Genomic DNA, 24,715 nt, shown 5'->3' on the forward strand with positions numbered 1-24,715 from the left:
ACGCCGAGCGTGCACCCGACGGACCTGACGGCGCCGAGCGTGCACCCGACGGACCTGACGGCGCCGAGCGTGCACCCGACGGACCTGACGGCGCCGAGCGTGCACCCGACGGACCTGACGGCGCCGACGGTGCACCCGCGGAGGCCGGTCGCGCGGCTCCGTAGGCTGGGAGCGCCGGGCACGGCCCGGCACCCCCCCGGGGTTGGCGCGTCACCGGGCACGACCGGATCCGCAGAAGAGGAATGACGATGGAACAGCAGCAGACCGACCGCGGGCTCGTCGTGGTGAGCGAGAGCGGCATCGGCCGGTACGGGCAGCAGGTCCGGGCCGGCCACCACGAGCTGGTGGCCGACGAGCCCGCGCCGATCGGCGCCGACAGCGGGCCGAACCCCTACGACCTGCTGCTGGCCGCGCTCGGCAGCTGCACCTCGATGACGGTGCGGATGTACGCGGAGCGCAAGGGCTGGCCGCTGGAGAAGGTCACGGTCGCGCTGCGCCACGAGCGGGTGCACGCGAAGGACTGCGCCGAGTGCGAGAGCGGGCACGGGCTTGTCGACCGCATCACCCGGGAGATCCGGCTGGACGGCGACCTCGACGCCGAACAGCGCCGCCGCCTGCTGGAGATCGCGGAGAAGTGCCCGGTGCACCGGACGCTGACCGCCGGCGTCGTGGTCAGCACCACGGCGGTGCCGCCGGAGGGCGCGCCGGCCTGACGCGGCGGACGCCGCGCCGCCCCGTCACTTCCGCCGCACGCCCGCCAGGTCGGCCTCGCCCCGGACCAGGGCGCCGGCCTGGTCCGGCGTCAGCGGGCGGGCGAAGAGGTAGCCCTGGCCGAGCGGGCAGCCCATGGCGGCGAGCAGGTCGCGCTGTTCGGTGTTCTCGATGCCCTCGGCGATCACCTGGACGCCGAGCGTGTCCGCGATCCTGGTGATGCCCTCGACCAGCGCGTACTGCTGCTGCGACATCCCGAGCCCGTCGATGAAGGACTTGTCGATCTTCAGGATCGAGATCGGGAACTCCCGCAGGTAGGAGAGCGAGGAGTACCCGGTGCCGAAGTCGTCGATCGCGATGCCCACGCCCAGTCCGCTCAGCGTGCGCATGTCGGTGTGCACCCGCTCGTCGCGCCGCATCAGCACCGACTCCGTCAGCTCCAGCACCAGTCCGTTCGGGTCGATCCCGGAGGCCCGGATCGCGCCCCGGACGACGTCGACGAAGCCGGCGTCCCGGAACTGCCGGGCCGACACGTTGACGTTGACCCGCAGCGGGGGCCGCCCGGTGGCGCGGCGGTGGTCGGCGCTCTGCCGCTGCCAGCCGGCGGCCTCCTGGGCGGCGCGCTCCAGGACCCAGGCGCCGAGCGGCACGATCTGGCCGCTCTCCTCCGCGAGCGCGATGAACTCGTCGGGGAGGACCATGCCGCGCCGGTCGTGCGGCCAGCGGACCAGGGCCTCGAAGGCGACCAGGTCACCCGTCGCCAGGTCGACGATCGGCTGGTAGTACAGCTTGAACGAGGACTCGGCGATCGCGGTGTCCAGGTTCTCGTTCAGCTCGTGCCGCTCCACCAGTCCGGCCTGCAGGGCGGGCTGGTAGTGGCACCACTGGCGCTTGCCGGCCGACTTCGCCGAGTAGAGGGCCAGGTCGGCGTGGGTGAGCAGCTCCGCCGCGTCCACGCTGTCCTCCGTGGTCGCCACGCCGACGCTCGCCGTCACCCGGACGGCGCCCGCGCTCAGCTTGAACGGCTCGACGAACGCGGCCAGCACGCTGTCGGCGATGGCGCCGACGTCCGCCGGCCGCACCGCGTCCTCCACCAGCACCGCGAACTCGTCGCCGCCGAGCCGGGCCGCCGTGTCGGAGGTGCGCAGCGCGGTGGAGACCCGCAGCGAGACGGCGACCAGCAGCTCGTCGCCGACCGCGTGGCCCTGGGTGTCGTTGACCACCTTGAAGTCGTCCAGGTCGATGAAGAGCACGCCGGTGACCGCGCCGCTGCGCTCCCCCCGGGAGAGCGCGTGGCCGACCCGGTCCTGGAAGAGCACCCGGTTGGCCAGGCCGGTGAGGGAGTCGTGGAAGGCCCGGTGGGTGAGTTCGCGCTCCATCTGCCGCTGCTCGGTGACGTCGCGCAGGGTGAGCACCAGGCCGCCGACGGTCGGGTCCCCGCGCAGGTCGTTGCAGCGGACCTCGGCCTCGATGGGCGTGCGGTCCTGGCGCAGCAGCCGCCAGTGCTCGCGCTGCGGCTCGCGGTCGTTGCCGGAGCGGGTGCCGCTGCCGTCCAGGCCCCGCATCCGGGCCAGCGCGCTGCCGACGGCGCGGCTGTCCTCGGGCGGGACGAGGTCGGTGATCAGGACGCCGTCCAGGGCGGGGTAGCCGAGGACGCGCTCGGCGGAGGAGGAGGCGTAGCGGACGCCGTCGTCGGCGTTGAGGATCAGGATGACGTCGCTGGCGCTCTGCACCAGGGTGCGGAAGTAGGCCTCGCTGTTGCGGCGGTTGATCTCCTGGCTCAGCATGACGCGCTCGACGGCCAGGGCGGCCTGGGCGGCCAGGATCTCCAGCGAGCTCCAGAGGCTGGCCAGCTCCTGCTCGGTGCCGGTGACGATGAGGGCGCCGATCAGCGGGTCGCCGGAGGGGCGCTCGGCCAGGGTGAGCGGGCAGAGCAGGGCGGAGGGCATGCCGTCGAAGCGGTCGGCGAGATCGGGGCCGATGTCCTCGACGGGGATTAACCGGGTCTCGCGGACGGCCGCGAGGGCGAGCACCTCGTCGGAGTCGGAGCCGTCGTGCGGGTGCTGCTGGGCCGGGCCGCGCTCGGCGTGCCGGATGTGCAGGACCCCGGCCTCGCTGACCGCGAGCAGGGCGACGTGCCCGGGCTCGGTGGGCATCAGGGTGGAGGCGGCGCCCTGGACGGCGTCGGCGACCTCCTCGACGGTGACGGCCGCGGTGAGCGAGGCGCCGGCCTCGCGCAGGACGCGTTCACGGGCGATGGCCTCCCGCCGGGCGCTCACCACGATCGCGAGGCGGGCCAGCACGAGCAGGAAGAGCAGGGCGGAGAAGGCGCCGATCACCCCGGCGTTGTTGTTGTTGCCGTTGACCGACTCGACGATCAGGATCGTCGGCGCGACCAGCGAGGCCGCGGCGAGCAGGGCGAGCCGCCCGCGGCCGAGATCGACCTGCTGGCTGGGGACGGGTTTGGTGAGCTCGACCATCGAGGGGTGCAGGGCGGCCGCGCCCCAGGCGGTGTAGAAGGCCGCCCAGCCGAGGTCGACCGGGGTGCCGATGTGCCAGTTGCCGTGCAGCAGGATCAGCCCGTACAGGATGTCGGAGATCAGCAGGCCGATGGTGCCGACGGTGAGCAGCTGGAGGGCCCGGCTGCCGCCGCCGCGTGGCACCAGCAGGCGCAGCAGCAGGGCGAGGACCACCACGTCGCCCAGCGGGTAGGCGATCGACACGGCCTTCTGGAACCAGGTGAGGTCCGGGTTCCGCGCGTACGGGAGGATCAGGTAGATCCAGGCCAGCAGCGCCAGGCCCATGGTGAGGATGAGGGCGTCCAGCAGGCTGGCGCGGTCCTGATGGGCCGTCCGCCATCGGATGAAGCCCAGCACGCCCGCCGCGTAGAGCAGGTACTCGGCGAGGTAGAAGACGTCGGCGAGGGAGGGGAAGGGGCTGCCCAGGTGCAGGAACTGCATCTGGACGACCTGGACGACCTCGCCGGCGGTGAAGCTGAGGTTGGCGAGGGCGAGCAGGTACCAGAACAGCCGGTGCGCCGGGCGGTTGAGGTGCACACCGATCACGATGGCCGCGACGCCGCCGAGGCCGATGCCGGTCCACCAGATGATCCGCTGGGTCGGGTTGCTGTAGTAGATGCAGGTGAACAGCACCATCCACGACAGGTAACAGACCATCAGGCGTTGTCGCCGACGTGTCAAGGAGGCTACCTCCTCCGCGACATCACTTCGCCGGTCCGGCGGTGATTTCGGGTGAGGGCGGGCCTGCGGTGTGCAGGTCCGCGTTGTGCTCTGGCCGTGCTCGGGGGTCCGAACTCGGGGTCCTGGTCGAGGTCCTGGCCGGGGGTCCGGTCGGGGCTCCGGTCTGGGTGCCCGCAGCTTTCGGGCAGGGGCCTCGTGCGCCCGGTGGCTTGCGGCCGGACGTTCGAAATAGGCCTTGAGTGCGTATAGTCGGAAATGTCGCACCTCCCAGCATTCTGCCGCCAACGCACGAGGTCAAGCCGGTGGACGATGCAGTCGACAGCGCACAGGGCGCACGTTCGGATGTGAACTCCGGGCGTCACGCCGTGCTGCGGAACGAAGACGGTCAGTATGCGATCTGGCCCGGTGACTTCACCGTGCCGGGTGGCTGGCACGCGGTCTACGGCCCGGCCTCCCGCGCGGAGTGCCGGGCCCACGTCGAACGCGAGTGGCACTGGGGCGGGCTCGGGCTCCCGGGACCCGGCGGGGCCGGCCGCGGCCCGGCGCGGGCCGGGTTCTCGGACACCGTGCACGGGCTCTTCCGGGCCCGGGCCGCCCACGATCCGGACGCGATCGCGGTGCTCGCCGAGGACGGCGAGCTGAGCTACCGCGAACTCGACCGGCGCAGCGACCGGCTGGCCGGCGCGCTGCGGGCCCGGGGCGTCGGGCCGGAGCGGGTGGTGCCGGTCTGCCTGGAGCGCGGGACTGACCTCGTGACGGCCTGGCTCGGCGTGCTCAAGGCCGGCGGGGCGTTCCTGCCGCTGGACCCGGCACACCCGCAGCGGCGGCTCGCACAGCTCGTCGAGGACTGCCGGGCGGAGGTGGTGGTCGCGGCGGACGGACGGCGGTTCGCGGGGCTCCCGGCGCTCGGCGCCGACGCCCGCCCCGGGCGGGACCCGGGCGCGGACGCCGCCCCGGTGACGGACACGGCCGCGCCCGACGACCTCGCCTACCTGATCTACACCTCCGGCACCACCGGCACCCCCAAGGGCGTACCGGTCACCCACCGTTCCCTGGTCTTCACGCTGGACCGGGTGATCCACGCCTATGCGCTCACTCCCAGTGACCGGGTGCTGCAACTCGCCGCGCTGGGCTTCGACACCTCGCTGGAGCAGGTCTTCGCCACCCTGGTGAGCGGCGCCACGCTCGTCCTCGGCGGCGCGCGGACCTGGGCGCCGACCGAACTGGTGCACCGGATGCGCGAGCTCCGGCTGACCGTCGCCGACCTCACGCCCGCCTACTGGCACCACGTGCTCGCACTGCTCCCCGAGGGCGGCCCGGCCCCCGAGGGCCTGCGGCTGCTCGTGGTCGGCGGGGACACCGTCCACACCGACGACAGCCGCGACTGCCTGGCCCGGCTGCCCGGCGTCCGGCTGGTCAACGCCTACGGGGTGACGGAGGCGGCCGTCACGTCCACGCTCTGCGAGATCACCCCGGCGGTGCTGGCGCCGGCCGGCGGGACCGGGCCCGGCGCGGCCCCCGTCCCGATCGGCAAGCCGCTGCCGGGAGTGCGGCTGCACCTGCTGGACGCCCGGCTCAGCCCGGTGCGCCCCGGCGAGAAGGGCGAGATCTACCTCGGCGGTCCCGGCCTCGCCCGCGGCTACTGGCGCGCGCCCGGGCTCACGGCGGAGGCCTTCCTGCCCGACCCCTACGCGCCCGTCCCCGGCGAGCGGATGTACCGCACCGGCGACGCCGGCCGCTGGCGGGCCGACGGCCAGCTGGAGATCCTCGGCCGTTACGACGACCAGGTGAAGGTCCGCGGCTACCGGGTCGACCCGGCCGAGGTGGAGGCGGTCCTCGCCTCCCACCCGGACGTCCGGCAGGCCCGGGTCGCGGCCGACGGCAGCGCCGACGGCGCGCACGTCCTGACCGCCTACTACACGCTCGCCGGGCGGGACGGCTCCGGTGCCCAGGCCCGGCGCGCCCAGATCCGCGAGTACCTCGCCGAGCGGCTGCCGGACTTCATGGTCCCGGCCGACTTCGTCCTCCTCGACAGCATGCCGCTCACCGACGCCGGCAAGATCGACCGGCGCCGGCTGCCGCGCACCGCGCCGCAGCTCCAGCGGCGGGACGGCGGCGGCGGCGAGCGGCACGCGGTCGAGGCCCGTGGCGGCGACACCCCGGCCGACGGGGCCGAGCGCCCGCGCCGCGGCGCGGGCTCGCTCCTCGGCGGCAGCGGGAGCACCATCGAGCCCGCCGTCGCCCACCTCTGGTCCGAGCTGCTCGGCGTCGAGGAGGTCGGACCGGCCGACGACTTCTTCGCCCTCGGCGGCAACTCGCTGCTCGCCATGGAGATGCTGGCCCGGGCCCGGATCATGTTCGGCATCGACGTCACCCGGATCCGCTTCCTCACCCGCTCCCTGCTGCGCGACGCCACCCTGCGCGCCTTCGCGATCGCCACCCAGAGCGCCCGCTCCGGCGGCAACGGCTTCGGCGAGACGGCCGTCGACTGGACGGCCGAGGCCGAACTCGGCACCCCCGTCCGGCAGTCCTGGCGCCCGGCCCCCTCGCGCGCCGAGCCGGCCGAGATCCTGCTCACCGGCGCCACCGGCTTCTGCGGCGCCCACCTGCTCGACGCCCTGCTGGCCACCACCCGGGCCCGCATCCACTGCCTGGTCCGCGCCCCCGACGAGGAGCACGCGGTGGAGCGCATCCGCGCCGCCCAGCAGCGGTACCTGCGGCACGACGTGCTGGACAGCCGGGTCGTCCCGCTGGTCGGGGACCTCTCCGAACCGCTGCTCGGACTGTCCCAGCACCGCTTCCAGTCGCTCGCCGAGAGCCTGGACGCGATCCACCACCTCGGCGGGCAGGTCAACTTCATCTACCCCTACCACCAGCTGCGCGGCCCCAACGTCGGCGGCACCCGGGAGATCGTCCGGCTGGCCGGGCACTCGCGGGGCATCCCGGTGCACTACCTCTCCACGCTCGCCGTGCTCGCCGGCTTCGGCCCGGCCGGCGTCGGCGAGGTGACCGAACGGACGCCGCTGGCCCACCCGGAGCGGCTCGCGGTCGGCTACGTGGAGAGCAAGTGGGTCGCCGAGCAGCTGCTGCACAACGCGGCGGCGGCCGGGCTGCCGGTCACCGTGCTGCGCACGAACGACGTCACCGGCGACCTCGCCACCGGGGTGATGAACACCGGTACCGAGATCTGCGCGCTGATCAAGTACATGGCGGACAGCGGGAGTTGCCCGGACGTCCGGCTGCTGCTCGACTTCGTCCCGGCCGACCGGTTCAGCCGCGCCGTCGCGCACATCGCCCGCCACGCCCCCGCGATCGGCGAGGTCTACCACGTGACCTCGCCGCGCCCGGCCGTCCTCGCCGACCTCGCCGACCGGCTGCGGGTGCGCGGCCACCGGGTGGAGCAAGTGCCCTACAAGGCCTGGGTCGAGGACCTCGTCCGGTTCGCCGCCGGGCACCCCACCCACCCGATGACCCCGTTCGTGCCGCTCTTCGTGGACCGCAGCCCGGGCACCGAACTGTCCATCAGCGAGATGTACTTCCGCCCGACGTTCCCGCTGTTCGACCGGGCCAACACCGAACAGGCGCTGGTGGGCAGCGGGATCGACCTGCCGGCGGTGGACGACGCCTTACTCGACCGGTACCTGGAGCAGTTGACGGCGGAGGGCTTCCTGACGCCGCCGGTCGGGGTGGTCCGCCGGTGAGCGGGCCGGGCGCGGCGGACGAGGCCGGCGGGGCAGTCGGGGACTTCGGGGACTTCGGGGCCGCCGGGGCCGGCGCGGCGGGCGGGGCGTTCGAGCGGCTGGACCTGCGGCGGGCACCGGGGGACGGGCCGGTGGCGTTCGGCGCGGGGCTCGGGGCGGACGTGCTGCTGGCCGCCTACCGCCGCGGGCTCTTCCCGATGCCCGCCGCCGACGACTACGCGAGCGCCTTCAACGAGGCCCGGTTCGAGGAGGCGGTGGCGGCGGGGGAGGTGGCACTGCTGCCCGGCGCCGAGGACGACCCCTACGCGCTCGCCTGGTGGTCGCCCGACCCCCGCCCGGTGATCGCCCCGGACGGGGTGCGGCTCGGGAGCCGGCTCGCCCGGCGGCTGCGCAACGGCCGGCGGTGGTGGACCAGCGCCGACCGGGTCTTCGAGCGCGTCCTCGCCGAATGCGCGCAGGGGCGCCGGCCGCCCTGGCTCACCGCGCAGCTGCGCGCCGCGCTGCTCGAACTGCGGGAGCGCGGCGCCGCCCACAGCGCCGAGGTCTGGGAGGGCGAGGAGCTGATCGGCGGGGTCTTCGGGGTCGCCGCCGGCCCCGTCCTCAGCCTCGACTCGATGTTCCACCGCCGCCCCGACGCCGGCCGGGTCGCCGTCGCCGACCTCGCCGCCCGCTTCGCCGCGGCCGGCGGCCGGCTGCTGGACGCCCAGTGGGACACGCCCCACGTCCGCGCCCTCGGCGCCACCGCCGTCCCGCGCGAGCGCTACCTCACCGCGCTCGCGGACCCGGCGGACGTCGGCCCGCTCCCCACCGGGGCGCTCCCGGCGGCCCGGCTGGGCTGAGGCCCGCCGCGCCGGGCCCGCCGCGGTCACCGGGCGCGAGCCGGCGGCCGCCGGTCAGTCGGCGCCACCGGGCTGCTGCCGGTGCCGGTCCAGGACCTCGGTCAGCCGGGCCACCTCGCGGTCCACCAGGACGTGCTTGTCGTCCACGAACGGCAGCTGGACCTTGCGGCCGTCCCGGAGGTGGGCGTAGGTGAAGAACTGCGGTGCGCCCCGGCCCATGTGGGCGTTCGGGTTGGGCTGCTTGCGGATCTCCGCGATCTCGGCCCAGGCGAGCCGCCGGCGCCGGATCATCCCGCGGACCCTGATGCCCTCCCCGGTCACCACGGTCGCGGCCTGTGCGGCCGAGACGACCAGGAGCAGGCAGAGCCCCAGGATCAGCAGGGTGCCGGCGCCCTTCACCCCGGAGGAGAAGCCCTCGTCGGCCCAGAGCGGCAGCAGGGCGCCGAACGACAACAGCAGGACGGTGAACGCGAAGCCCCCGATCCGCGTGCTCGCCACCCGGTACTCGTGCGGAAGTCTCAGACCCTCGGTGCTCATGCCACCCACCCCTGACGAATGTCATCCCCGGTGATCGACCGGTCTCGCAGTGTAGGGGCGGGGGGTGGCCGCCGACAGGGGGCGCGCACCGGCGGGCAGGGCCGGGACCGGACGACGGGGCCCCGCACGGGAGGGTTCCCGTGCGGGGCCGGTCGGTCGTGACGGCGGGGCCGCGGTCGAGCTGACGGGTGACGTCGGTGACGCGCGGGCGTCAGTACGGCTGGACCAGGACGTGGGCGGCGCCCGGGATGCCGACCTTCAGCAGCTCGTCCTCCTCCGGGGTGGTCGGCGTGCCGGTCTCCTGCTTCAGGACCGCCCGCGACAGCGCCTGCACCCACATCGCGCGCGGCCGGCGGCGCTCCTCCCACGCGGCGAGCGCCCCCGCGAGGTCCTCGGCCGGGTCCTCGACGGCGTCCAGGCTCTGGGCCAGCACCAGCGCGTCCTCGACCGCCATCGCCGCGCCCTGCGCCAGGTGCGGGGTGCTGGCGTGCGCGGCGTCGCCGGCCAGCACCACCCGGCCGACGTGCCACGGCTCCTCCACGCTCACCTGCGAGATCCGCGAGTGGACCACCGCGGCCGGGTCGGTGACCAGCGCCAGCGCCTCGGCGACCGGGCCGCCGAAGCCGGCCAGCCGCTCGGCCAGCTGCTCGTGGGCGCGCTCCGGGTCCGGGCGGAAGTCCTCCGGCTCGGCGAACACCGAACCCAGGTACATCAGGTCGTCGGTGATCGGGGTCAGCAGCGCCTTCGCCCGCAGGTTCCCGGTGGACATCACCACGCCCTGCACCTCGGGGGAACGCGGCAGCGTCACCCGCCAGTTGGCGAAGCCGGTGTACTCGGGCCGGTACGCGTCGCCGTACAGCCGGCGGCGCAGCGGCGAGCCGATGCCGTCGAAGCCGACCACCAGGTCGTACCGGTCGCGGTGACCGTCGCTCAGGACGACGTCCACGCCCGCGCCGTCGTCGGTGAGGTCGGTGATCGTGGTGCCGAAGCGGAGCGTGGCACCGGCCGCGGTGGCGGCGCCGCTCAGCACCTCGGCGAGGGCGGGGCGCGGTATGCCGTTGTTGGACGGGGCGTCGCCCATCCGCGGCTGCGGGATCTTGGCGAGGGTGGCGCCGGCGGGGTCGCAGATGGTCAGCACCTCCCACTCGAAGCCGGCCGCCAGGCAGGCGTCCAGCACGCCGATCTCGCGCATCACGTGCAGGGCGTTGGAGGGCTGGATGATGCCGACGCCGAGCGCCTCCAGGCCGTCGCGGAGCTCGGCCACGTCGACCCGGTGGCCGCGCCGGGCGAGGGCGGTGGCCAGGGTCAGGCCGCCGATGCCGCCGCCGTGGATCAGTACGCGCAGGGGTGAGGTCATGACGGGGGGTTCTCCCAAAGGGGTCGAAGCGGTGGGGGCGGTCGGGGGCGGTCGGGGCGGGGCGGGCCGGATCAGCCGACGGGCGCGGGCCGGGCGGCGGAGAGGTCCATCAGGTGGTCGACCAGGGCCAGCAGCAGGTCGCGGCCGAAGCCGCGGTCGCGGACGTCACCGAGCAGCATCGGCACCTGCGGGTCCAGGTCGAGCGCGGCCCGGATCTCGTCCGGCGTCCGGGTGTTGTGCCCGTGGAAGCAGTTGATCGCCACCACGAACGGGATGCCCCGGCTCTCGAAGAAGTCGATCGAGGCGAAGCTGGTGTCCAGCCGGCGGGTGTCGGCGATGACGACGCCGCCGAGCGCGCCGTTCACCAGGTCGTTCCACATGAACCAGAAGCGCTCCTGCCCGGGCGTGCCGAACAGGTAGACCACCAGGTCGGGGCTGACGGTGATCCGGCCGAAGTCCAGGGCGACGGTGGTGGTGTCCTTGCTGTCCACGCCGGACAGGTCGTCCACGCCCACGCTGGCGCGGGTCAGGTACTCCTCGGTGCGCAGCGGCGGGACCTCGCTGACCGAGCCGACCAGGGTGGTCTTGCCGACACCGAAGCCGCCCGCGATGAGGATCTTCACGGCGGAGGGCGCGGCGGTGGTGCCGGGTGCGGAGGGGGGAAGGGGTGCGGTCGGTGCCATGGTTCAGAGTCTCCGGAGTCCTTCGCGAACGGCCGTCAGCAGGCCGAGGTCCACGCCCCCGCTGGCCCGGGCCACCGAGAGCGGGGCCCGGGCCAGCAGCAGGCCCTGGGAGATCAGGTCGCCCAGGAGGATCTTGGTGACCGAGACCGGCAGGTCCAGGGCGGCCGCCACCTCGGCGACGGCGGCCGGACGCCGGCAGCGGTCCAGGATCATCCGGTGCTCGGGCTGGAGCCCGCGCGGCCCCGACCGGGACGAACCCCGGGCCAGGACGGCGCGGGCCTCGTCCGTGACGGTGGTCAGCACCGTGATCAGGGTGAGGTCGTCGCGCTCGGGCGCGGTGCGGCCGCGGGTGATGGTGTACGGGCGCACCATCGTGCCGGAGCCGTCCTCCTCGTCCTCGTCGGGCACCTCGCTCCAGTGCGGGATCACCTGGGCATCAACCCCGGTTCCTGGCCGCGAAGGCGTCGAACTCGCTGCGCACCGGCGTGCTCAGCTTCTGGCCGACCTGCTGGACCAGGGTGTGCATGGCCACCGACATCACCTCGGCGTCCACCTCCTGGGAGGCGACCACGGCCAGGTGGGTGCCCTGCGCGGCGGCGATGATGAACAGCCAGACCTCGGACAGCTCGACGATCACCTGGTGCACCGGCCCGCCGTCGAACAGCTGGCCGACGCCCCGGGCGAGGCTCTGCTGACCGGTGGCCACGGCGGCCAGCCGCTCGGCGTCGGCCCGCTCGATGGTGCGGGAGTGGCTGACGACCAGGCCGTCGTCGGAGAGCAGCACGGCGTTTCTGGTCCCGGCCACCGAGTCGACGAGTCCGTCCAGCAGCCAGTCCAGGTCCTGGTGGGTGGCGATCGTACGGTTCATGGCTGGTCATCCGTCCTAGTGGTTCGGGGATCCGCGGCGGGGAGGGCCCAGGGGGACGGGTCCTGCGCGGGAGTCGGGGAGCCGGTGGGGCCGGTGGGGGGCGCCGGGCGGGAGCGGCGGTCGGTGAAGACGCCGTGGTCGGGGAGGTGGACCTCGCCGGAGTCCTGGCCGCGGGCCACCCGGGACTGTCGCTGGAAGGCGCCGATCGCCGCGCCCGAGCGGCGCGCGGGGCGCTGGAACACGCTCGCCGACCCGATCGGCGTGCCGAACGAGCCCGGCATGCCGGGCGCACCGGTGACGCGCTCGCCGACGGCCTCCGGCGGTGGCGGGACGCGCAGCTCGGCGGCCAGGCTGGCCTGGCGGACCCGCTGCGGCAGCGGTGCCTGCCCGCCGGCCGGCGCGGTGAGCGGCACCGTCGAGGCGTACTCGCGCCGCTCGGCGAGGCGGTAGTGGTCGGCCGGGCGGTACTGCTCGTCGGCGTACGGGGCCTCGGCGGGCGACACCTTGGCGTAGGCGATGTCCGGGTAGGCGGGGGCGTCCGGAGCCGGCGGGCCGGGCGCGGGGGCCTCCTGGGCGGGCGCGTCGCCGGTCGGTGCGGGGTGGGCCGGGCCGGCGTCGGCGGGCGCGTCGTACCCGGCGGCGCCGGGGGCCGACGGGTCGTACGAGCCGCCGTAGGCGTCCGCCGGGTACCCGTCGGTGCGGTACCCGTCCGTCCCGTGGCCGTCCGCGCGGTAGCCGTCGGCGCCGTAGCCGGGGGTGCCGTAGCCGCCGGCGGTGTACCCGGTGGTGGCGTACCCGGTGGTGGCGTACCCCTCGCTGCCGTAGGCCGTGCCGTCGACCGGGGAGCTGTGCTCGACCGGCTGCTCCGGCTCCGGCGGCTGGATGTACTCGACGTGCGCGAACGCCTCGGCCGGACTCGGCGCGGCGGCCGAGGAGACCAGGACGGTCTCCGGCGGCTCGATCGCCGGCGGCGTCGGCGTCGCGACCGCCGTCGCCACGGTGGCCTCGGGGTCCGTCGGCGCACCGTGCTCCGGGCCCGCGCCGAGGGCGGTCAGCCCCGCCTTGTGGGGACGCCGGGCGAGCGGGATCGGCTCGACCGGGGTGGCGTCCGGCAGCCCGGCGTCGCCGTCGATGACCAGCTCATCGGGGACGAGCACGACCACCCGCGTCCCGCCGAAGGCCGACGGCCGGAACTCGATCTTCAGATGGGAGTTGGCCGCCAGCCGGGAGACCACGTAGAAGCCGAGGCGGATGTCGTCCGCCCGGGCCAGCACGTCCATCCGGGGCGGACGGCTCATCAGCTCGTTGGCCGCGTCGTACTGCTCCGGGTCCATGCCGAGGCCGCGGTCCTCGATCTCCACCGCGAGCCCGCGGCCGACCATCGCGGCCCGGACCTCCACCGGCGTCGGCGGCTTGGAGAAGCTCGCCGCGTTCTCCATCAGCTCGGCGATCACGTGCGCGACCGGGCCGACCGCGCGCTCGGAGAGCCACGGGTGGCCCTCGACGTCCAGCATGATCCGCCGGTAGTCCTGCACCTCGCTCTGCGCTGCCCGCAGCACGTCCAGCAGCGGGACGGGCTTGCGCCAGCGCCGCTGCGGCTGGCCGCCGGCCAGGATGACCAGGTTCTCCTCGTAGCGGCGCAGCCGGGCGGTGAGGTGGTCGAGGTCGAACAGGCCCTCCAGCACTTCGGGGTCCTCGTGCTTGCGCTCCAGCTCGTCCAGCTTGCGCAGCTGCTGGCCGATCAGCAGCTGGGTGCGGCGGGCGATGCGCTGCAGCAGCCGCTCGAAGCCGCGGTGCTGGTCGGCCTGGCGGACGGAGGTCTCCAGCGCGGAGGCGCGGGCCAGGTTGAGCGCCTGGCCGAGGCGGGCCAGCTCGTCGGTGCCGTGCTGGTCGGCGGTGATGGCCCGGCTCTCGGCCTCGACGTCGACCTGCTCGCCCCGCGAGAGGCGCTCGACGACCTCGGGCAGGGTGCGCTCCAGCTCCTCGGCCTGGGTGTGCAGCTCCTTGATCCGGCGGCGCAGCGAGCGGGTCAGCCGCCAGCTGGTGAGGATCACCGCGACGACCGCGATCAGGCCGATGACGGTGGTCAGCACGAAGGCGGTGAGCAGGGAGAGGAAGGAGCCCTTGCCGACCTCGACGATGCCGTCGGTGCGGGTCTCGATCGCCGTCACCAGCAGCGGGTTGAGCTGGTCGAGCGCCTGGCGCCACTGGTCCTGGGAGGCCGGGAGCTTGACGGCGCCGCTCGGGTCCGCCGGGGTGGCCCTGATCAGCGCCTGCTCCACGGCGGACTTGGCCTGCCAGGCGGGGCTGTTCATGACGTCCTGCCAGGCCGCCGCCTCACCGGCCGGGATGTAGGGGACGACCTGCACGGTGAACAGGTGCTCCTGCGCGCCGATCGCCTGCTGGACCTGCTGGTAGTCGGCGGCGGCGAGCTTGCCGGACGGCCAGCCGCGGGCCAGCACGGCGTCCTCGCGGGCCAGCATCTCCTTGGCCCAGAAGGCGTTCACCAGGGTCTTGGAGATCCAGGTGACCTCGCCGTTGTCGACGTGGCTCAGCGCGGTGAAGAGCCGCAGGTCGACGGCGATCAGGTCGGTGTAGTAGGCGAAGGCCGTCTGCTGGTCGACGGCGGCGCGGTCGATCGCCGCCCGCTGCTCCGCGAGCCTGCCCATCGACTGCCGGGCCTCGGCGACCGCGGTGCGCACCTCGGTGGGCGCGCTGTCGGCGGTCTCCCCGGAGAGCGTCTGGAACTGGCGCACCGCGTCGTCGGTGAGCTGGCGCTGGCGGCGCAGCGCGTCGGTGACGCTGCCGGGCCGGGCGAGCGCCTCGGCGCTGAGCCGGCGCTCCTCCTGGAGGTTGTAGTAGACGTGGTTGGACGGCTGCCCGGCCTTCTGGGCCAGCAGGCCCTGGGCCGCCTGGCGCTGGAAGTCGAGGAAGGTCTGGCCGCTGGTGACCGCCCAGAGGGCGGCGAGGGCGAGACTGGGGACGACGGCCAGGACGAGCAGCGCCGTTCGCAGGGACAGGCGCGGACGCCTGCGGGGGGACTTCGGCGTCGGGGGCCGCCGATTCGCACGCGCGCGCAGAGCTGACTCCTTGGGACTGGCGGCCGGCCTGGTGGGGTCGAACCGTCCGGGGGCACGAGCTTTTGACGAAGTGATACTAGTCATACGGTGTGATAGGAGTGAAAACCCGTTCGCTGCCTGGACGGTGTGCGCACACAGTCTTAACACACCGTCATCGAGCAGTTAATGATCAGTGAACGAAGGGACCTTGGGGGAACGGCCTCCCGGGAGCTCCCGCGGCCGGTCGCCGATACGGCGTGATCGTGTGCGGAGCGTGCACCCCGGGCTGCCCGGAAGGCCGGGCGGCCGGTGCCCGACCGGTGCGTCCGCGGCCGCCCCGCCGCCGGTCCGGGGCGGGGTCCGGGTGGTCGTGGGGCCGGGGTCGACGGCCGGCCCGTGGTCGCCCCCGGCCGGGACGCCCGCGTCCTCGCGGCCGGGGTCCGGGCGGTCCCGGGTACCGTCGGCCGGGCGGTCCGGGGGTACGGGAGGATGCCGGTATGACACCCACTCTTCCCACCCGGAGCCAGGCGGTCGCCGACGCCCTCGCGGCGGCCGGACTGCCCGGCGAGATCCAGGTGCTGCCCGACTCCGCCCGCACCGCCGCCGAGGCGGCCGACGCCCTCGGCTGCGAGGTCGGTGCCATCGCCAACAGCCTGGTGTTCAGCTGCGACGGCGCGCCGCTACTGGTCATGACCAGCGGTGCCCACCGGGTCGACACGGCGTACCTGGCCGAGCGGTTGGGCACCGGCCCGATCGTCCGGGCGAGCGCCGCCGAGGTCCGCGAGGCCACCGGCCAGGCCATCGGCGGCGTCGCCCCGGTGGGTCACCCGGCCCCGCTGCGTACCGTGGTGGACGTGGCGCTGGCCGGGTACGAGCTGCTCTGGGCGGCCGCCGGGCACCCGCACACCGTGGTGCCGATGACCTACGACGAGCTGCTCCGGCTCACCGGCGGCACGCCGTCCGCGGTCGCGCCGTAGCCCCCGACCGCGCCGGGCCGGGGGCCGGCCGCCCCCTGACGCACCGCCCGGGCGAGGCGTCAGGGGGCGGCCGGCGGCCCCGATTTCGTCTTTCGATCATCCGTTGGTAGTTTCTTCCTCGACGGCAGGACAAGATCGCGGAAGCGGTCGAAGGCCAGGCCGGTCAGGCGTCGGTGGTGCAGTGGTAGCACGCCCGCTTTCAGCGGGAAGGGTTCGTTCGATTCGGGCCCGGCGCTCGGTTCACAAGGGCGGGAGTCGTCATCGACTCCCGCCCTTGTCGTGCTGCCCCGGGCCGGAGGCCCGCGCCACGACGACGAGGAACAGCCCGCACGCCGTCACGAGCAGCCAGCCGGGCCGCGAGGCACCGGCCAGGCCGTCGGGGTCGACCCCCACCACCAGACCCCCGGCGACCGCGATGCCGATCGCCGCGCCGATCTGACGCGCGGTCGAGGTGATCGCCCCGGCCACCCCGGCCCGGGCGGGCGGCAGACCGCCGACCGCGGTGTTGGTGATCGGCGCGTTGGCGAAACCGAAGCCGACACCGATGAGCAGGTAGGCCGCCAGGAGCAGCAGGACGGGGGTGTCCCGGTCGAGCCGCACCAGGCAGAGGCCGCCGGCGGCGACGAAGGCGCCCGCCAGCAGCAGCGGACGTCGGGGCCCGAGCCGGCCCACCAGGGCGCCGGACCAGGGCGCGCACACGGTGGCCCCGAGCGCCATCGGCAGCGTCGCCGCGCCGGTCGCCAGTGCCGTCCAGCCACGGGCGTGCTGGAGGTAGAGCGTGTTGAGCAGCAGGCTCACGTTCAGCGCGACGAACAGGGCCACGGCGCCCAGGGCCGCCATCGCGAACGGTGCCCGGCGGAAGAGCGCGAGGTCCATCAGGGGCTCGGGCCGGCGCAGCTCGACCCGGGCGAACCCGGCGGTGGCCAGCGCCGCCACGACGCAGCCGGCCAGCGCGGGGGGAGAGGTCCAGCCGATCCGGGGCGCCTCGATGAGGACGGCCACCGAGGTGCCCAGGGCCAGCACGAGCAGCAGCTGGCCGGGCAGGTCGAGCCGTCGGGCGCGCCGGCCGCGCGACTCCGGCACGAGCACCGCGACCAGGACCAGGGCGGCGAGGACGACCGGCGCGTTGATCCAGAACACCGAACGCCAGCCGAACGCCGCGATGAGCGCTCCGCCGGTGACCGGCCCCGCCGCCATGCTGAGGCCGAAGACGGACGCCCAGACGCCGATCGCCCGGGCCCGCTCGCGCGGGTCGGGCATCGTGTTCACCACGATCGCCAGGGCCACCGGGCTCAGCATCGAGGCCCCGACCCCCTGGGCGGCCCGGGCCGCGACGAGGAGGCCGAGCGAGGGGGCCACCGCGCACGCGAGCGAGGCGAGGCCGAAGACGACCAGCCCGCACTGGAAGACGCGCCGCCGTCCGAAGCGGTCCGCGAGGGCGCCGGCGGAGATCAGCAGCCCGGCCAGGACCACCGTGTAGGCGTCCACCACCCACTCCAGGCCGCTGGTGCCCACGCCCAGCCCGCGTCCGATCTGGGGCAGGCCGACGTTGACGATGGTGGTGTCCAGTCCGACCAGGAACATGCTCAGCGCGCAGACGGCCAGCACCGTCCATCGTCGGCGGGTGCTCAGTACGGGTCGATCGGCCAGGATTGTCGTGGTCACGGGTCCACCTTCGGTTCGGTATCGTCTGCGGCCCCATGCTCGGACCGGGTGGCAGCACCGGCCCAGGAACTTTGCGAAGACTGCAAAACGCTCCGGCCCCCCGACGGACCGGACGGACCGGAGGAGCCCCATGCACCGCACCGACCCCGTGGACCCGGTGGACCCGGCGGGCCCGGTGGACCCGGTGGGAGCCGCGGACGCCGACGTCGAGGAGATCCTGGCCGGCATCGGGCCGCGGCTGCGGGCCCTGCGCCGCGACCGGGGGCTCACCCTGGAGGCCCTCGCGGCGGCCACCGGGATCTCCGTGAGCACGCTGTCGCGCCTGGAGTCGGGCAAACGGCGCCCGACCCTCGAACTGCTCATCCCGCTCGCGCGCACGCACCGCGTCGCCCTGGACCAGCTGGTCGCGGCGCCGGCCACCGGGGACCCGCGCCTCCACCTGAAGCCCCACCGCCGGGAGCGGGGCAACGTCCTGGTGCCCCTGACGCAGTACCCGGGCCGGGTCCAGGTCTTCAAGCAGGTGCTCGCCCACCGCGAACCGAAGCTCGTGACCCACGGCGGCTACGAATGGCTCTACGTGCTCGCCGGGGAGCTCCGCCTCATCCTCGGCGAACGCGAATTCACCCTCCGCCCGGGCGAGGTGGCCGAGTTCGACACCGGCGAGCCGCACTGGTTCGGCCCGGCCGACGCGCACGCGGTGGAGATCCTGCACCTGTTCGGCCCGCACGGCGACCAGGCCGTCGTCCGCACCGGTCCGTCCACCGCGGCCCCGTCGACGGCGGCCCCGTCGACGGCGGCCCCGACCACCACGGCCCCGTGACCGCCGGGTGGCGGCGCCGGGGCGGCGCCACCGCCCGGCGGTTCCCGGTCCGCGGGCCTACGTAGGCACCGCAGGAGGGAACTCGGCGACCGGCCCTAGATGCCGAAGGCCGCGGCCCAGCGGACCGTGCCGGACGGCAGCGGGTGCCGGTCGTCCAGGCTCAGCGCCATCCACGCCTCGTCGGGCGCGTCGACGGTGAGGACCAGCCCGTGCGCGGAGGCGCGGACGAAGCCGAAGCGCGGGTAGTACGACGGGTGTCCGAGCAGCACGACGAAGCGCTCGCCGAGGCCCCGGGCGGCGTCGAGGGCGGCCAGGACCGCGGCGGAGCCGGCGCCGGAGCGCTGATGGTCCGGGCGGACCGAGACCGGGCCCATGGCGAGCGCCGGGACGTCACCGATGAACGCGCGGCTGAGCACGACATGGCCGACCGGGATGCCGGCCGGGTCGGTGGCGACGACGGAGAGGCCGTCGATCCAGCCCTCGTCGGTGCGGAGCACGGCGAGGAGGTCGGCCTCGGCGGGCCGGCCGAACGCCGCGCGGGTGAGGGCCTGGACGGCCGGGACGTCGGCGTCGGTCTCGACGCGGGTGAGCCAGGAGGAAGGGGAAGAAGACACGGTGAAACCCTTGGGTGAAGGGCCTGGTCCAGCGCCGGAGCACCCCGCGGAACGGGGAGCGGAAGCGGTCAGACCAGGGCCCGGGGGATGAGGACGGTCGTCCGGGCGCCGCGCCGCACGGGCGCAGCCGTCGTCACCGTGGCCACCGTTCCACCTCCCTCGAGTCTCTTCGTCCTGAGTCCGGTACGGACCCGCCGAACGTAACACGGGTGGGCCGGCGGGCGCCCCCCATTATCCGGCAGGGGCCGGGCGGGAGCGGACCGGGTCATCCGGCGCGCGTCAATGCGGACCGACCGGCAAATAATTTCCGGTGCACCCGCCGGATGGCGGTCTGTCCAGTTTTGCGAGGCGGCAAAAATCTTCCGGTTGACAGTCGTCGCAGCGTATTGAATTCTTTCAATCGCCGGGGAGGCGCGCAGCTCCTCGGACCTATTGCGAGCGACTCCGGGGGCCGGCAGGGCAAGCGGTGCAGGGATCACTGGATCAAGCGAGCGGCCGGACGGTCGAGGTCGACCTGTTCGGACGGCGGACCGGACGTGGTTTCCACGAGTACGCCTGATCACCCGGAATTGACGATGCCGATAAAGGCCCGGTCTTGGGCCCGGTATTACCGTACCGAAATTCAACAAGGAATCTGGCGTGCACTCATACATGAACATCAAGAAGTCCGCGCGGATCAGCCACGACTTCTGGGAGGTCACCGCCGAGGCCGGGATGTTCGACATCGTGGTGTCCGGTCTCGGCGACGGCCGCCACCGGGCGCTCGCGGACGGCCACGAGTTCGTGAACATGTCCTCGTACTCCTACCTCGGCCTGGACACCCACCCGCGGATCGTGCGGGCGGCCGCCGACGCGGTGCTCGCCGAAGGGGCGCTCAACAGCTCGACCTCGCGGATGCGGATCCGCTTCGGCTCGCTGCGGGACGCCGAGACGGCGCTCTCCGAGCTGTTCGACGTCGAGGCGCTGACCGTGGCCTCCTGCGCGGCCGCCGCCTGGGCGAGCCTGCCGCTGCTGGCCTCCGGGCTGCTGACGGACGGCGTCCCGCCGCTGATGGTCTTCGACAAGAACGCGCACTTCTGTCTCAACGCGATGAAGCCCGCGGTGGCCGACGAGGCCGAGATCGTCACCATCGGGCACAACGACGTGGACGCGCTGGAGGACCTCTGCCGCAAGCACCCGCAGGTCGCCTACGTCGCCGACGGCGTCTACAGCACCGGCGGGGCCGCGCCGATCCCCGAACTGCTGCGCCTCCAGGAGAAGTACGGGCTCTTCCTGTTCTTCGACGAGGCCCACGGCGTCTCCACCGTCGGCGAGCGCGGCCGCGGCGCGGTGCTGGAGGCGATGGCGGCCAACGGCGGGATGAACGACCGCACGCTGATCATCACCTCGCTCAACAAGGGCTTCGGCGCCTCCGGCGGGGCGATCTTCCTCGGTCCGGGCGGCTCGCAGCAGCGCCGCGACACCGCGCTGCGCAACGGCGGCCCGCTGATGTGGTCGCAGCGCATCAACACCGCCGGGCTGGGCGCGATCATGGCCTCCGCGCAGCTGCACGACTCCCCGGAGCTCAAGGAGCTCCAGCAGGGGCTCCAGGGCAACATCGCGCTCTTCGACTCCCTGGTGGAGACCTCCTTCAAGGGCGACGGCCTGCCGATCCGCTTCGTGGACATCGGCTCCGAGGACGCCACCATCCGCCTCGCCGGGACGCTGCTGGAGCGCGGCTACTACACCTCGCCGATCTTCTTCCCGGTGATCGGCCGGGGCAAGGCCGGCCTGCGGCTGATGCTGCGCGCCAACATGGCCGAGGCCGAGATCCGCGACTTCTGCGGGGCCCTGAACGAGGGCCTGGCCGCCGAGGCGGCGCGCGAGCCGGGGCAGGAGCAGCCGCGATGACGGCCCTGCGTTCGCACATCGACTCCTCCGCCGAGGTGTTCCGCCGCAACGTCGAGGCCTTCGACGAGAAGCGGCAGGTCATCGCCCGGGCCCGGGCCGCCGCCGTCGCCGGCGGGGACGAGCGCTCGCGCCGGCGCCACACCGAGCGCGGCAAGCTGACGGCCCGCCAGCGGGTCTACCAACTGCTCGACCCGGGCACGCCGTTCATGGAGCTGGGCCAGCTGGCCGGGCACGAGGTCTACGACGAGCACGTGCCCTCGGCCGCGCTGGTCACCGGCATCGGCATGGTGAGCGGCCGCCCGGTGGTGGTCTTCGCCAACGACGCCACGGTCAAGGGCGGCAGCTACTTCCCGCTGACGGTGGAGAAGCAGCTCCGGGCCCAGCTGGTGGCCCGGGAGAACGGCCTGCCCTGCATCTACCTGGTGGACTCCGGCGGCGTCTACCTGCCGCTCCAGGAGCAGCTGTTCCCCGGTGAGTACCACCTGGGCCGGATGTTCCGGAACATCGCCGAGATGTCGGCGGCCGGCCTGCCGCAGATCGCCGCGGTGATGGGCAACTGCACGGCCGGCGGCGCGTACATCCCGTCGATGTGCGACGAGACGGTGATCGTGCGCGGCACCGGGACGGTCTTCCTGGGCGGCCCGCAGCTGGTGCGCGCGGCCACCGGCGAGGTGGTGGACGCCGAGACGCTGGGCGGCGCCGACCTGCACACCCGGGTCAGCGGCGTGGCCGACCACCTCGCCGAGAGCGACGAGCACGCGCTGGCGATCGTCCGGGAGATCATGGCGCGGGACGGCCGCCCGGCCCTCACCCCGCCGCCGCAGCCCCCGCGCCCGCCGCTGTACGACCCGGCGGAGCTGCCCGGCATCGTCAGCGCCAGCCTGCGCGAGCACATCCCGGCCCGGGAGATCCTGGCCCGGCTGCTGGACGGCAGCGAACTCGCCGAGTACCGGGCGCGGTTCGGCCCGACCATCGTGTGCGGCACCGGCCACATCGGCGGCTACCCGGTGGGCGTGGTGATCAACGACGGGGTGCTGTTCCCGGAGAGCGCCCAGAAGGCCGCCAACTTCATCGAGCTCTGCACCCAGCGGGACATCCCGCTGCTGTTCCTGCACAACATCAACGGCTTCATGGTCGGCGCCGAGTACGAGGCCGACGGCATCGCCAAGCACGGCGCCAAGCTGGTCAACGCCGTCTCCACGGCCAAGGTCCCCAAGTTCAGCCTGGTGATCGGCGGCAGCTACGGCGCCGGCAACCTCGCCATGTGCGGGCGCTCGATGGGCCCGCGGCTGATGGCCATGTGGCCGAGCGCCAAGTCCACCGTGGTCGGCGCCGAGCAGACCGCGACGGTGATGGCGCTGATCCGCAGCGACCAGCTCGCCAAGGAGGGCAAGGTCCTCTCCCCCGAGGAGGAGGAGTCGATCCGGCGCCCCATCATCGAGACGTACGAGCGCCAGTCCCACCCGCTCTACTACGCCGCCCGGATGTGGGTGGACGCCGTGGTGGACCCGACCGAGACCCGTGAGTGGCTGGCGCTCTGCCTGGCCATGTCCGCCGACGCCCCCAAGCAGGAGACGCGCTTCGGCGTGTTCAGGATGTGATGACGGAAATGATCAAGCGTGTCCTGATCGCCAACCGCGGCGAGATCGCCCGGCGGATCGCCCGCACCTGCCGCCGGCTCGGCATCGAGTACGTCGCGGTCCACTCCGACGCCGACCGCTTCTCGGCCCACCTGGCGGGCGCCGTCGAGCGGGTCCGGATCGGCCCCGCCGCGGCCGCCGAGAGCTATCTGCACGTCGGCGCGCTGGTCGACGCCGCCGTCCGGACCGGCTGCGACGCCGTCCACCCCGGCTACGGGTTCCTCTCCGAGCACCCGGGCTTCGCGGCGGCCGTCGCCGAGGCCGGTCTGGTCTGGGTGGGCCCGGAGTCCGCGACCATCACCGCGATGGGCGACAAGTCGACCGCCCGCGCGCTGATGGCCGCCGCCGGCGTCCCCGTGCTGCCCGGCTCCGGGACGGCCACCGAGTCCGAGCAGGAGATCCTGGCCGACGCCGAGCGGATCGGCTACCCGGTGATCCTGAAGCCCGTCGCGGGCGGCGGCGGCAAGGGCATGCAGGTGGTCCGCGCCGCCGCCGACCTGCCCGAGGCGGTGGCCGAGGCCGTCCGCCTGGGCCGCAGCAGCTTCGGCGACGGCCGGCTGCTGGTCGAGCGGTACGTCGAGCGGCCCCGCCACATCGAGGTGCAGGTCTTCGGTGACGGGCACGGGAACGTGGTGCACCTCTTCGAGCGCGAGTGCTCGCTGCAGCGCCGCCACCAGAAGATCGTCGAGGAGGCCCCGGCCGCCAACCTGCCCGACGCCGTCCGGGCGGAGCTGCTGGAGGCCGCCGTCCGGGGCGCCCGGTCGCTCGGCTACGTCAACGCCGGCACCTTCGAGTTCATCCTGGACGCGGCCGACCGCTGCTACTTCCTGGAGGTCAACACCCGCCTCCAGGTGGAGCATCCGGTCACCGAGGAGATCACCGGCGTCGACCTCGTGGAGTGGCAGCTGAGAGTCGCCGACGGGCAGCGGCTGCCGCTCGAACAGCACGAGATCACCGCCACCGGCCACGCCGTCGAGGTCCGCGTCTACGCCGAGGACCCGGCCGACGGGTTCCGGCCCGCGCCGGGCCGGGCGGCCGCCGTCCGCTGGCCGGCCGGCATCCGGGTGGAGGCGGCGTTCGACGACACCGGGTCGGGGTACGGCGCGTCCTCGCCCGGCTCCGGCGGTCCGGACCGCTTCCTCGACGACCCGGCCCTCGACGGGCCGGCCGGGGGCGCCGCCTCCGGCGGCAGTGCCTTCGGCGGCGCCTTCGACGGTGCGGCGTTCGGCGGCGGGGCCGAGGTCCCGGCCTTCTACGACCCGATGTTCGCCAAGCTGATCGCCCACGGCCCGGACCGCCCGAGCGCACTGCGCCGGCTGCTCCCGGCCGTGCGCGACACCGCCCTGCCCGGGCTGACCACCAACCTCGGCTTCCTCGCCGAACTCCTCCAGGCACCCGCCGTGGTCGCCGGACGGATGGACACCCACCTGGTGGACACCCTGGTCGCCGCCCCGGCCGGGCCGTCGGAGCAGGGCGGGCCGGCCGGCCCCGCGCACCGGACCGACCGCGTCCTGGCCGCCGCGGCCTGCGCGGCGGCGATGCAGCTCCCGCCCCTCGGCGAGGCCCCCGCCTCCCCGTGGCACGGTGTCGTCGGCCCGTTCGACCGCCACCGGCTGGACCCGGTCGCGCCGTTCGGCCGGGTCGTGCTGCGCCACGGGCGGCGGACGGTCCAGGCCGGGCTGACCGGCCGGCGCGGCGGCGCCGTCGACGTCCAGGTGGAGTCCACCCCGTTCACCGTCACCGTCGCCACCGTGCCGGGCCACCCGGGCCTGCTCCGGGGCACCGTCGGCGACCGGCGGTGGACCGGTCTGCGCAGCACCACCGGCTGGGAGCTCTCCATCGACGGGCACCGGGTGGCGCTGGCCGCCCAGAGCTTCGCCGAGGGCGGCTCCGGGGCCGCCGACAACGCCGTGAAGTCGCTGATGCCGGGCACGGTGGTCGGGCTGCTCTGTGAGGTCGGCGACCGGGTCGAGGAGGGCGACGCCCTCGTCATCGTCGAGGCGATGAAGATGGAGAACCGCATCCTCGCTCCCTTCTCCGGCGTCGTCACCGGGATCCGGTGCGCCGTGCGCGACCTGGTGGCCACCGAACAGGTGCTGGTCGAGCTCGACGCCGACGCCGAGGCCGAAGCCGCCTGAACCCGCCTGAACCCGC

Annotated in this window: 17 protein-coding genes and 1 tRNA gene; 9 read left to right on the forward strand and 9 right to left on the reverse strand. The window is 74.3% G+C overall.

Going from position 1 to position 24,715, the window contains the following annotated elements:
- Positions 1 to 248: 248 nt before the first annotated feature.
- A complete protein-coding gene (locus ACWDRR_RS15000) occupies positions 249 to 713 on the forward strand; it encodes an OsmC family protein (RefSeq protein ID WP_449772593.1) in 465 nt (154 codons plus the stop codon).
- Positions 714 to 737: 24 nt separating this feature from the next.
- Here ACWDRR_RS15000 and ACWDRR_RS15005 read toward each other — a convergent pair whose 3' ends face one another.
- Positions 738 to 3,911 carry a putative bifunctional diguanylate cyclase/phosphodiesterase gene (locus ACWDRR_RS15005; protein WP_449772594.1) on the reverse strand — a complete coding sequence of 1,058 codons (3,174 nt, stop codon included), beginning with the start codon at positions 3,909 to 3,911 and terminating at the stop codon, positions 738 to 740.
- A 344-nt stretch (positions 3,912 to 4,255) separates the two neighbouring features.
- Here ACWDRR_RS15005 and ACWDRR_RS15010 point away from each other — a divergent pair, with 344 nt between their 5' ends.
- Positions 4,256 to 7,612: an amino acid adenylation domain-containing protein gene (locus ACWDRR_RS15010; RefSeq protein ID WP_449772699.1), complete on the forward strand. Its 3,357-nt coding sequence runs from the start codon at positions 4,256 to 4,258 to the stop codon at positions 7,610 to 7,612.
- The gene (locus tag ACWDRR_RS15015; RefSeq protein ID WP_449772595.1) at positions 7,609 to 8,451 is read left to right on the forward strand and encodes a leucyl/phenylalanyl-tRNA--protein transferase; all 843 of its coding nucleotides are present in this window, start codon (positions 7,609 to 7,611) and stop codon (positions 8,449 to 8,451) included. Before ACWDRR_RS15010 ends, ACWDRR_RS15015 begins: the two co-directional genes overlap by 4 nt.
- A gap of 54 nt (positions 8,452 to 8,505) precedes the next feature.
- On the opposite strand, the gene ACWDRR_RS15020 is transcribed toward ACWDRR_RS15015, so the two are convergent.
- The 6 genes from ACWDRR_RS15020 to ACWDRR_RS15045 all read right to left on the reverse strand — a co-directional run bounded on the left by ACWDRR_RS15020 (position 8,506) and on the right by ACWDRR_RS15045 (position 15,060).
- Entirely contained in the window at positions 8,506 to 8,988 is a 483-nt protein-coding gene (locus ACWDRR_RS15020; protein ID WP_449772596.1) for a PH domain-containing protein, read from the reverse strand.
- A gap of 211 nt (positions 8,989 to 9,199) precedes the next feature.
- The gene (locus ACWDRR_RS15025; protein WP_449772597.1) at positions 9,200 to 10,345 is read right to left on the reverse strand and encodes an FAD-dependent monooxygenase; all 1,146 of its coding nucleotides are present in this window, start codon (positions 10,343 to 10,345) and stop codon (positions 9,200 to 9,202) included.
- A gap of 71 nt (positions 10,346 to 10,416) precedes the next feature.
- Positions 10,417 to 11,028 carry a GTP-binding protein gene (locus ACWDRR_RS15030; RefSeq protein ID WP_449772598.1) on the reverse strand — a complete coding sequence of 204 codons (612 nt, stop codon included), beginning with the start codon at positions 11,026 to 11,028 and terminating at the stop codon, positions 10,417 to 10,419.
- Positions 11,029 to 11,031: 3 nt separating this feature from the next.
- Entirely contained in the window at positions 11,032 to 11,457 is a 426-nt protein-coding gene (locus ACWDRR_RS15035; protein ID WP_449772599.1) for a DUF742 domain-containing protein, read from the reverse strand.
- A gap of 7 nt (positions 11,458 to 11,464) precedes the next feature.
- Complete coding sequence (locus ACWDRR_RS15040) at positions 11,465 to 11,896, reverse strand: roadblock/LC7 domain-containing protein (RefSeq protein ID WP_449772600.1); 432 nt, start codon at positions 11,894 to 11,896, stop codon at positions 11,465 to 11,467.
- Positions 11,893 to 15,060, reverse strand: a complete 3,168-nt coding sequence (locus ACWDRR_RS15045) for a nitrate- and nitrite sensing domain-containing protein (protein WP_449772601.1) — start codon at positions 15,058 to 15,060, stop codon at positions 11,893 to 11,895. The genes ACWDRR_RS15040 and ACWDRR_RS15045 overlap by 4 nt, the downstream gene beginning before the upstream one ends.
- 392 nt (positions 15,061 to 15,452) lie before the next feature.
- Here ACWDRR_RS15045 and ACWDRR_RS15050 point away from each other — a divergent pair, with 392 nt between their 5' ends.
- Both ACWDRR_RS15050 and ACWDRR_RS15055 read left to right on the forward strand, forming a co-directional pair.
- Positions 15,453 to 15,932: a YbaK/EbsC family protein gene (locus ACWDRR_RS15050; protein ID WP_449772602.1), complete on the forward strand. Its 480-nt coding sequence runs from the start codon at positions 15,453 to 15,455 to the stop codon at positions 15,930 to 15,932.
- Positions 15,933 to 16,099: 167 nt separating this feature from the next.
- Positions 16,100 to 16,168: transfer RNA gene (locus ACWDRR_RS15055), tRNA-Glu, on the forward strand.
- A gap of 22 nt (positions 16,169 to 16,190) precedes the next feature.
- Here ACWDRR_RS15055 and ACWDRR_RS15060 read toward each other — a convergent pair.
- On the reverse strand, positions 16,191 to 17,597 hold the full coding sequence (locus tag ACWDRR_RS15060) for an MFS transporter (RefSeq protein WP_449772603.1): 1,407 nt from the start codon (positions 17,595 to 17,597) through the stop codon (positions 16,191 to 16,193).
- A gap of 130 nt (positions 17,598 to 17,727) precedes the next feature.
- On the opposite strand from ACWDRR_RS15060, the gene ACWDRR_RS15065 reads away from it, so the two are divergent.
- Positions 17,728 to 18,417, forward strand: coding sequence for a helix-turn-helix domain-containing protein (locus tag ACWDRR_RS15065; protein WP_449772604.1), 690 nt, complete (start codon positions 17,728 to 17,730; stop codon positions 18,415 to 18,417).
- 95 nt (positions 18,418 to 18,512) lie between these two features.
- Here the strand turns inward: ACWDRR_RS15065 and ACWDRR_RS15070 are convergent, their stop codons facing one another.
- Complete coding sequence (locus ACWDRR_RS15070; RefSeq protein ID WP_449772605.1) at positions 18,513 to 19,031, reverse strand: GNAT family N-acetyltransferase; 519 nt, start codon at positions 19,029 to 19,031, stop codon at positions 18,513 to 18,515.
- Between the two features lie 639 nt (positions 19,032 to 19,670).
- On the opposite strand from ACWDRR_RS15070, the gene ACWDRR_RS15075 reads away from it, so the two are divergent.
- From ACWDRR_RS15075 to ACWDRR_RS15085, 3 genes are read left to right on the forward strand one after another with little or no spacing between them, the layout of a single operon-like run.
- Positions 19,671 to 20,921, forward strand: coding sequence for an 8-amino-7-oxononanoate synthase family protein (locus tag ACWDRR_RS15075; protein WP_449772606.1), 1,251 nt, complete (start codon positions 19,671 to 19,673; stop codon positions 20,919 to 20,921).
- Positions 20,918 to 22,522, forward strand: coding sequence for a carboxyl transferase domain-containing protein (locus ACWDRR_RS15080; RefSeq protein ID WP_449772607.1), 1,605 nt, complete (start codon positions 20,918 to 20,920; stop codon positions 22,520 to 22,522). The genes ACWDRR_RS15075 and ACWDRR_RS15080 overlap by 4 nt, the downstream gene beginning before the upstream one ends.
- 8 nt (positions 22,523 to 22,530) lie before the next feature.
- Entirely contained in the window at positions 22,531 to 24,699 is a 2,169-nt protein-coding gene (locus tag ACWDRR_RS15085; protein WP_449772608.1) for an acetyl/propionyl/methylcrotonyl-CoA carboxylase subunit alpha, read from the forward strand.
- Positions 24,700 to 24,715: the final 16 nt, after the last annotated feature.

The sequence above is a fragment of the Kitasatospora sp. NPDC003701 genome, from assembly GCF_053587085.1.

What these genes read in the sequence shown, in the direction of transcription:
- ACWDRR_RS15000 (WP_449772593.1), top strand. Translation starts at nt 249, where the DNA reads ATGGAACAGCAGCAGACCGACCGCGGGCTCGTCGTGGTGAGCGAGAGC.
- ACWDRR_RS15020 (WP_449772596.1), bottom strand. Translation starts at nt 8,988, where the DNA reads ATGAGCACCGAGGGTCTGAGACTTCCGCACGAGTACCGGGTGGCGAGC.
- ACWDRR_RS15025 (WP_449772597.1), bottom strand. Translation starts at nt 10,345, where the DNA reads ATGACCTCACCCCTGCGCGTACTGATCCACGGCGGCGGCATCGGCGGC.
- ACWDRR_RS15030 (WP_449772598.1), bottom strand. Translation starts at nt 11,028, where the DNA reads ATGGCACCGACCGCACCCCTTCCCCCCTCCGCACCCGGCACCACCGCC.
- ACWDRR_RS15040 (WP_449772600.1), bottom strand. Translation starts at nt 11,896, where the DNA reads ATGAACCGTACGATCGCCACCCACCAGGACCTGGACTGGCTGCTGGAC.
- ACWDRR_RS15045 (WP_449772601.1), bottom strand. Translation starts at nt 15,060, where the DNA reads ATGACTAGTATCACTTCGTCAAAAGCTCGTGCCCCCGGACGGTTCGAC.
- ACWDRR_RS15050 (WP_449772602.1), top strand. Translation starts at nt 15,453, where the DNA reads ATGACACCCACTCTTCCCACCCGGAGCCAGGCGGTCGCCGACGCCCTC.
- ACWDRR_RS15065 (WP_449772604.1), top strand. Translation starts at nt 17,728, where the DNA reads ATGCACCGCACCGACCCCGTGGACCCGGTGGACCCGGCGGGCCCGGTG.
- ACWDRR_RS15080 (WP_449772607.1), top strand. Translation starts at nt 20,918, where the DNA reads ATGACGGCCCTGCGTTCGCACATCGACTCCTCCGCCGAGGTGTTCCGC.
- ACWDRR_RS15085 (WP_449772608.1), top strand. Translation starts at nt 22,531, where the DNA reads ATGATCAAGCGTGTCCTGATCGCCAACCGCGGCGAGATCGCCCGGCGG.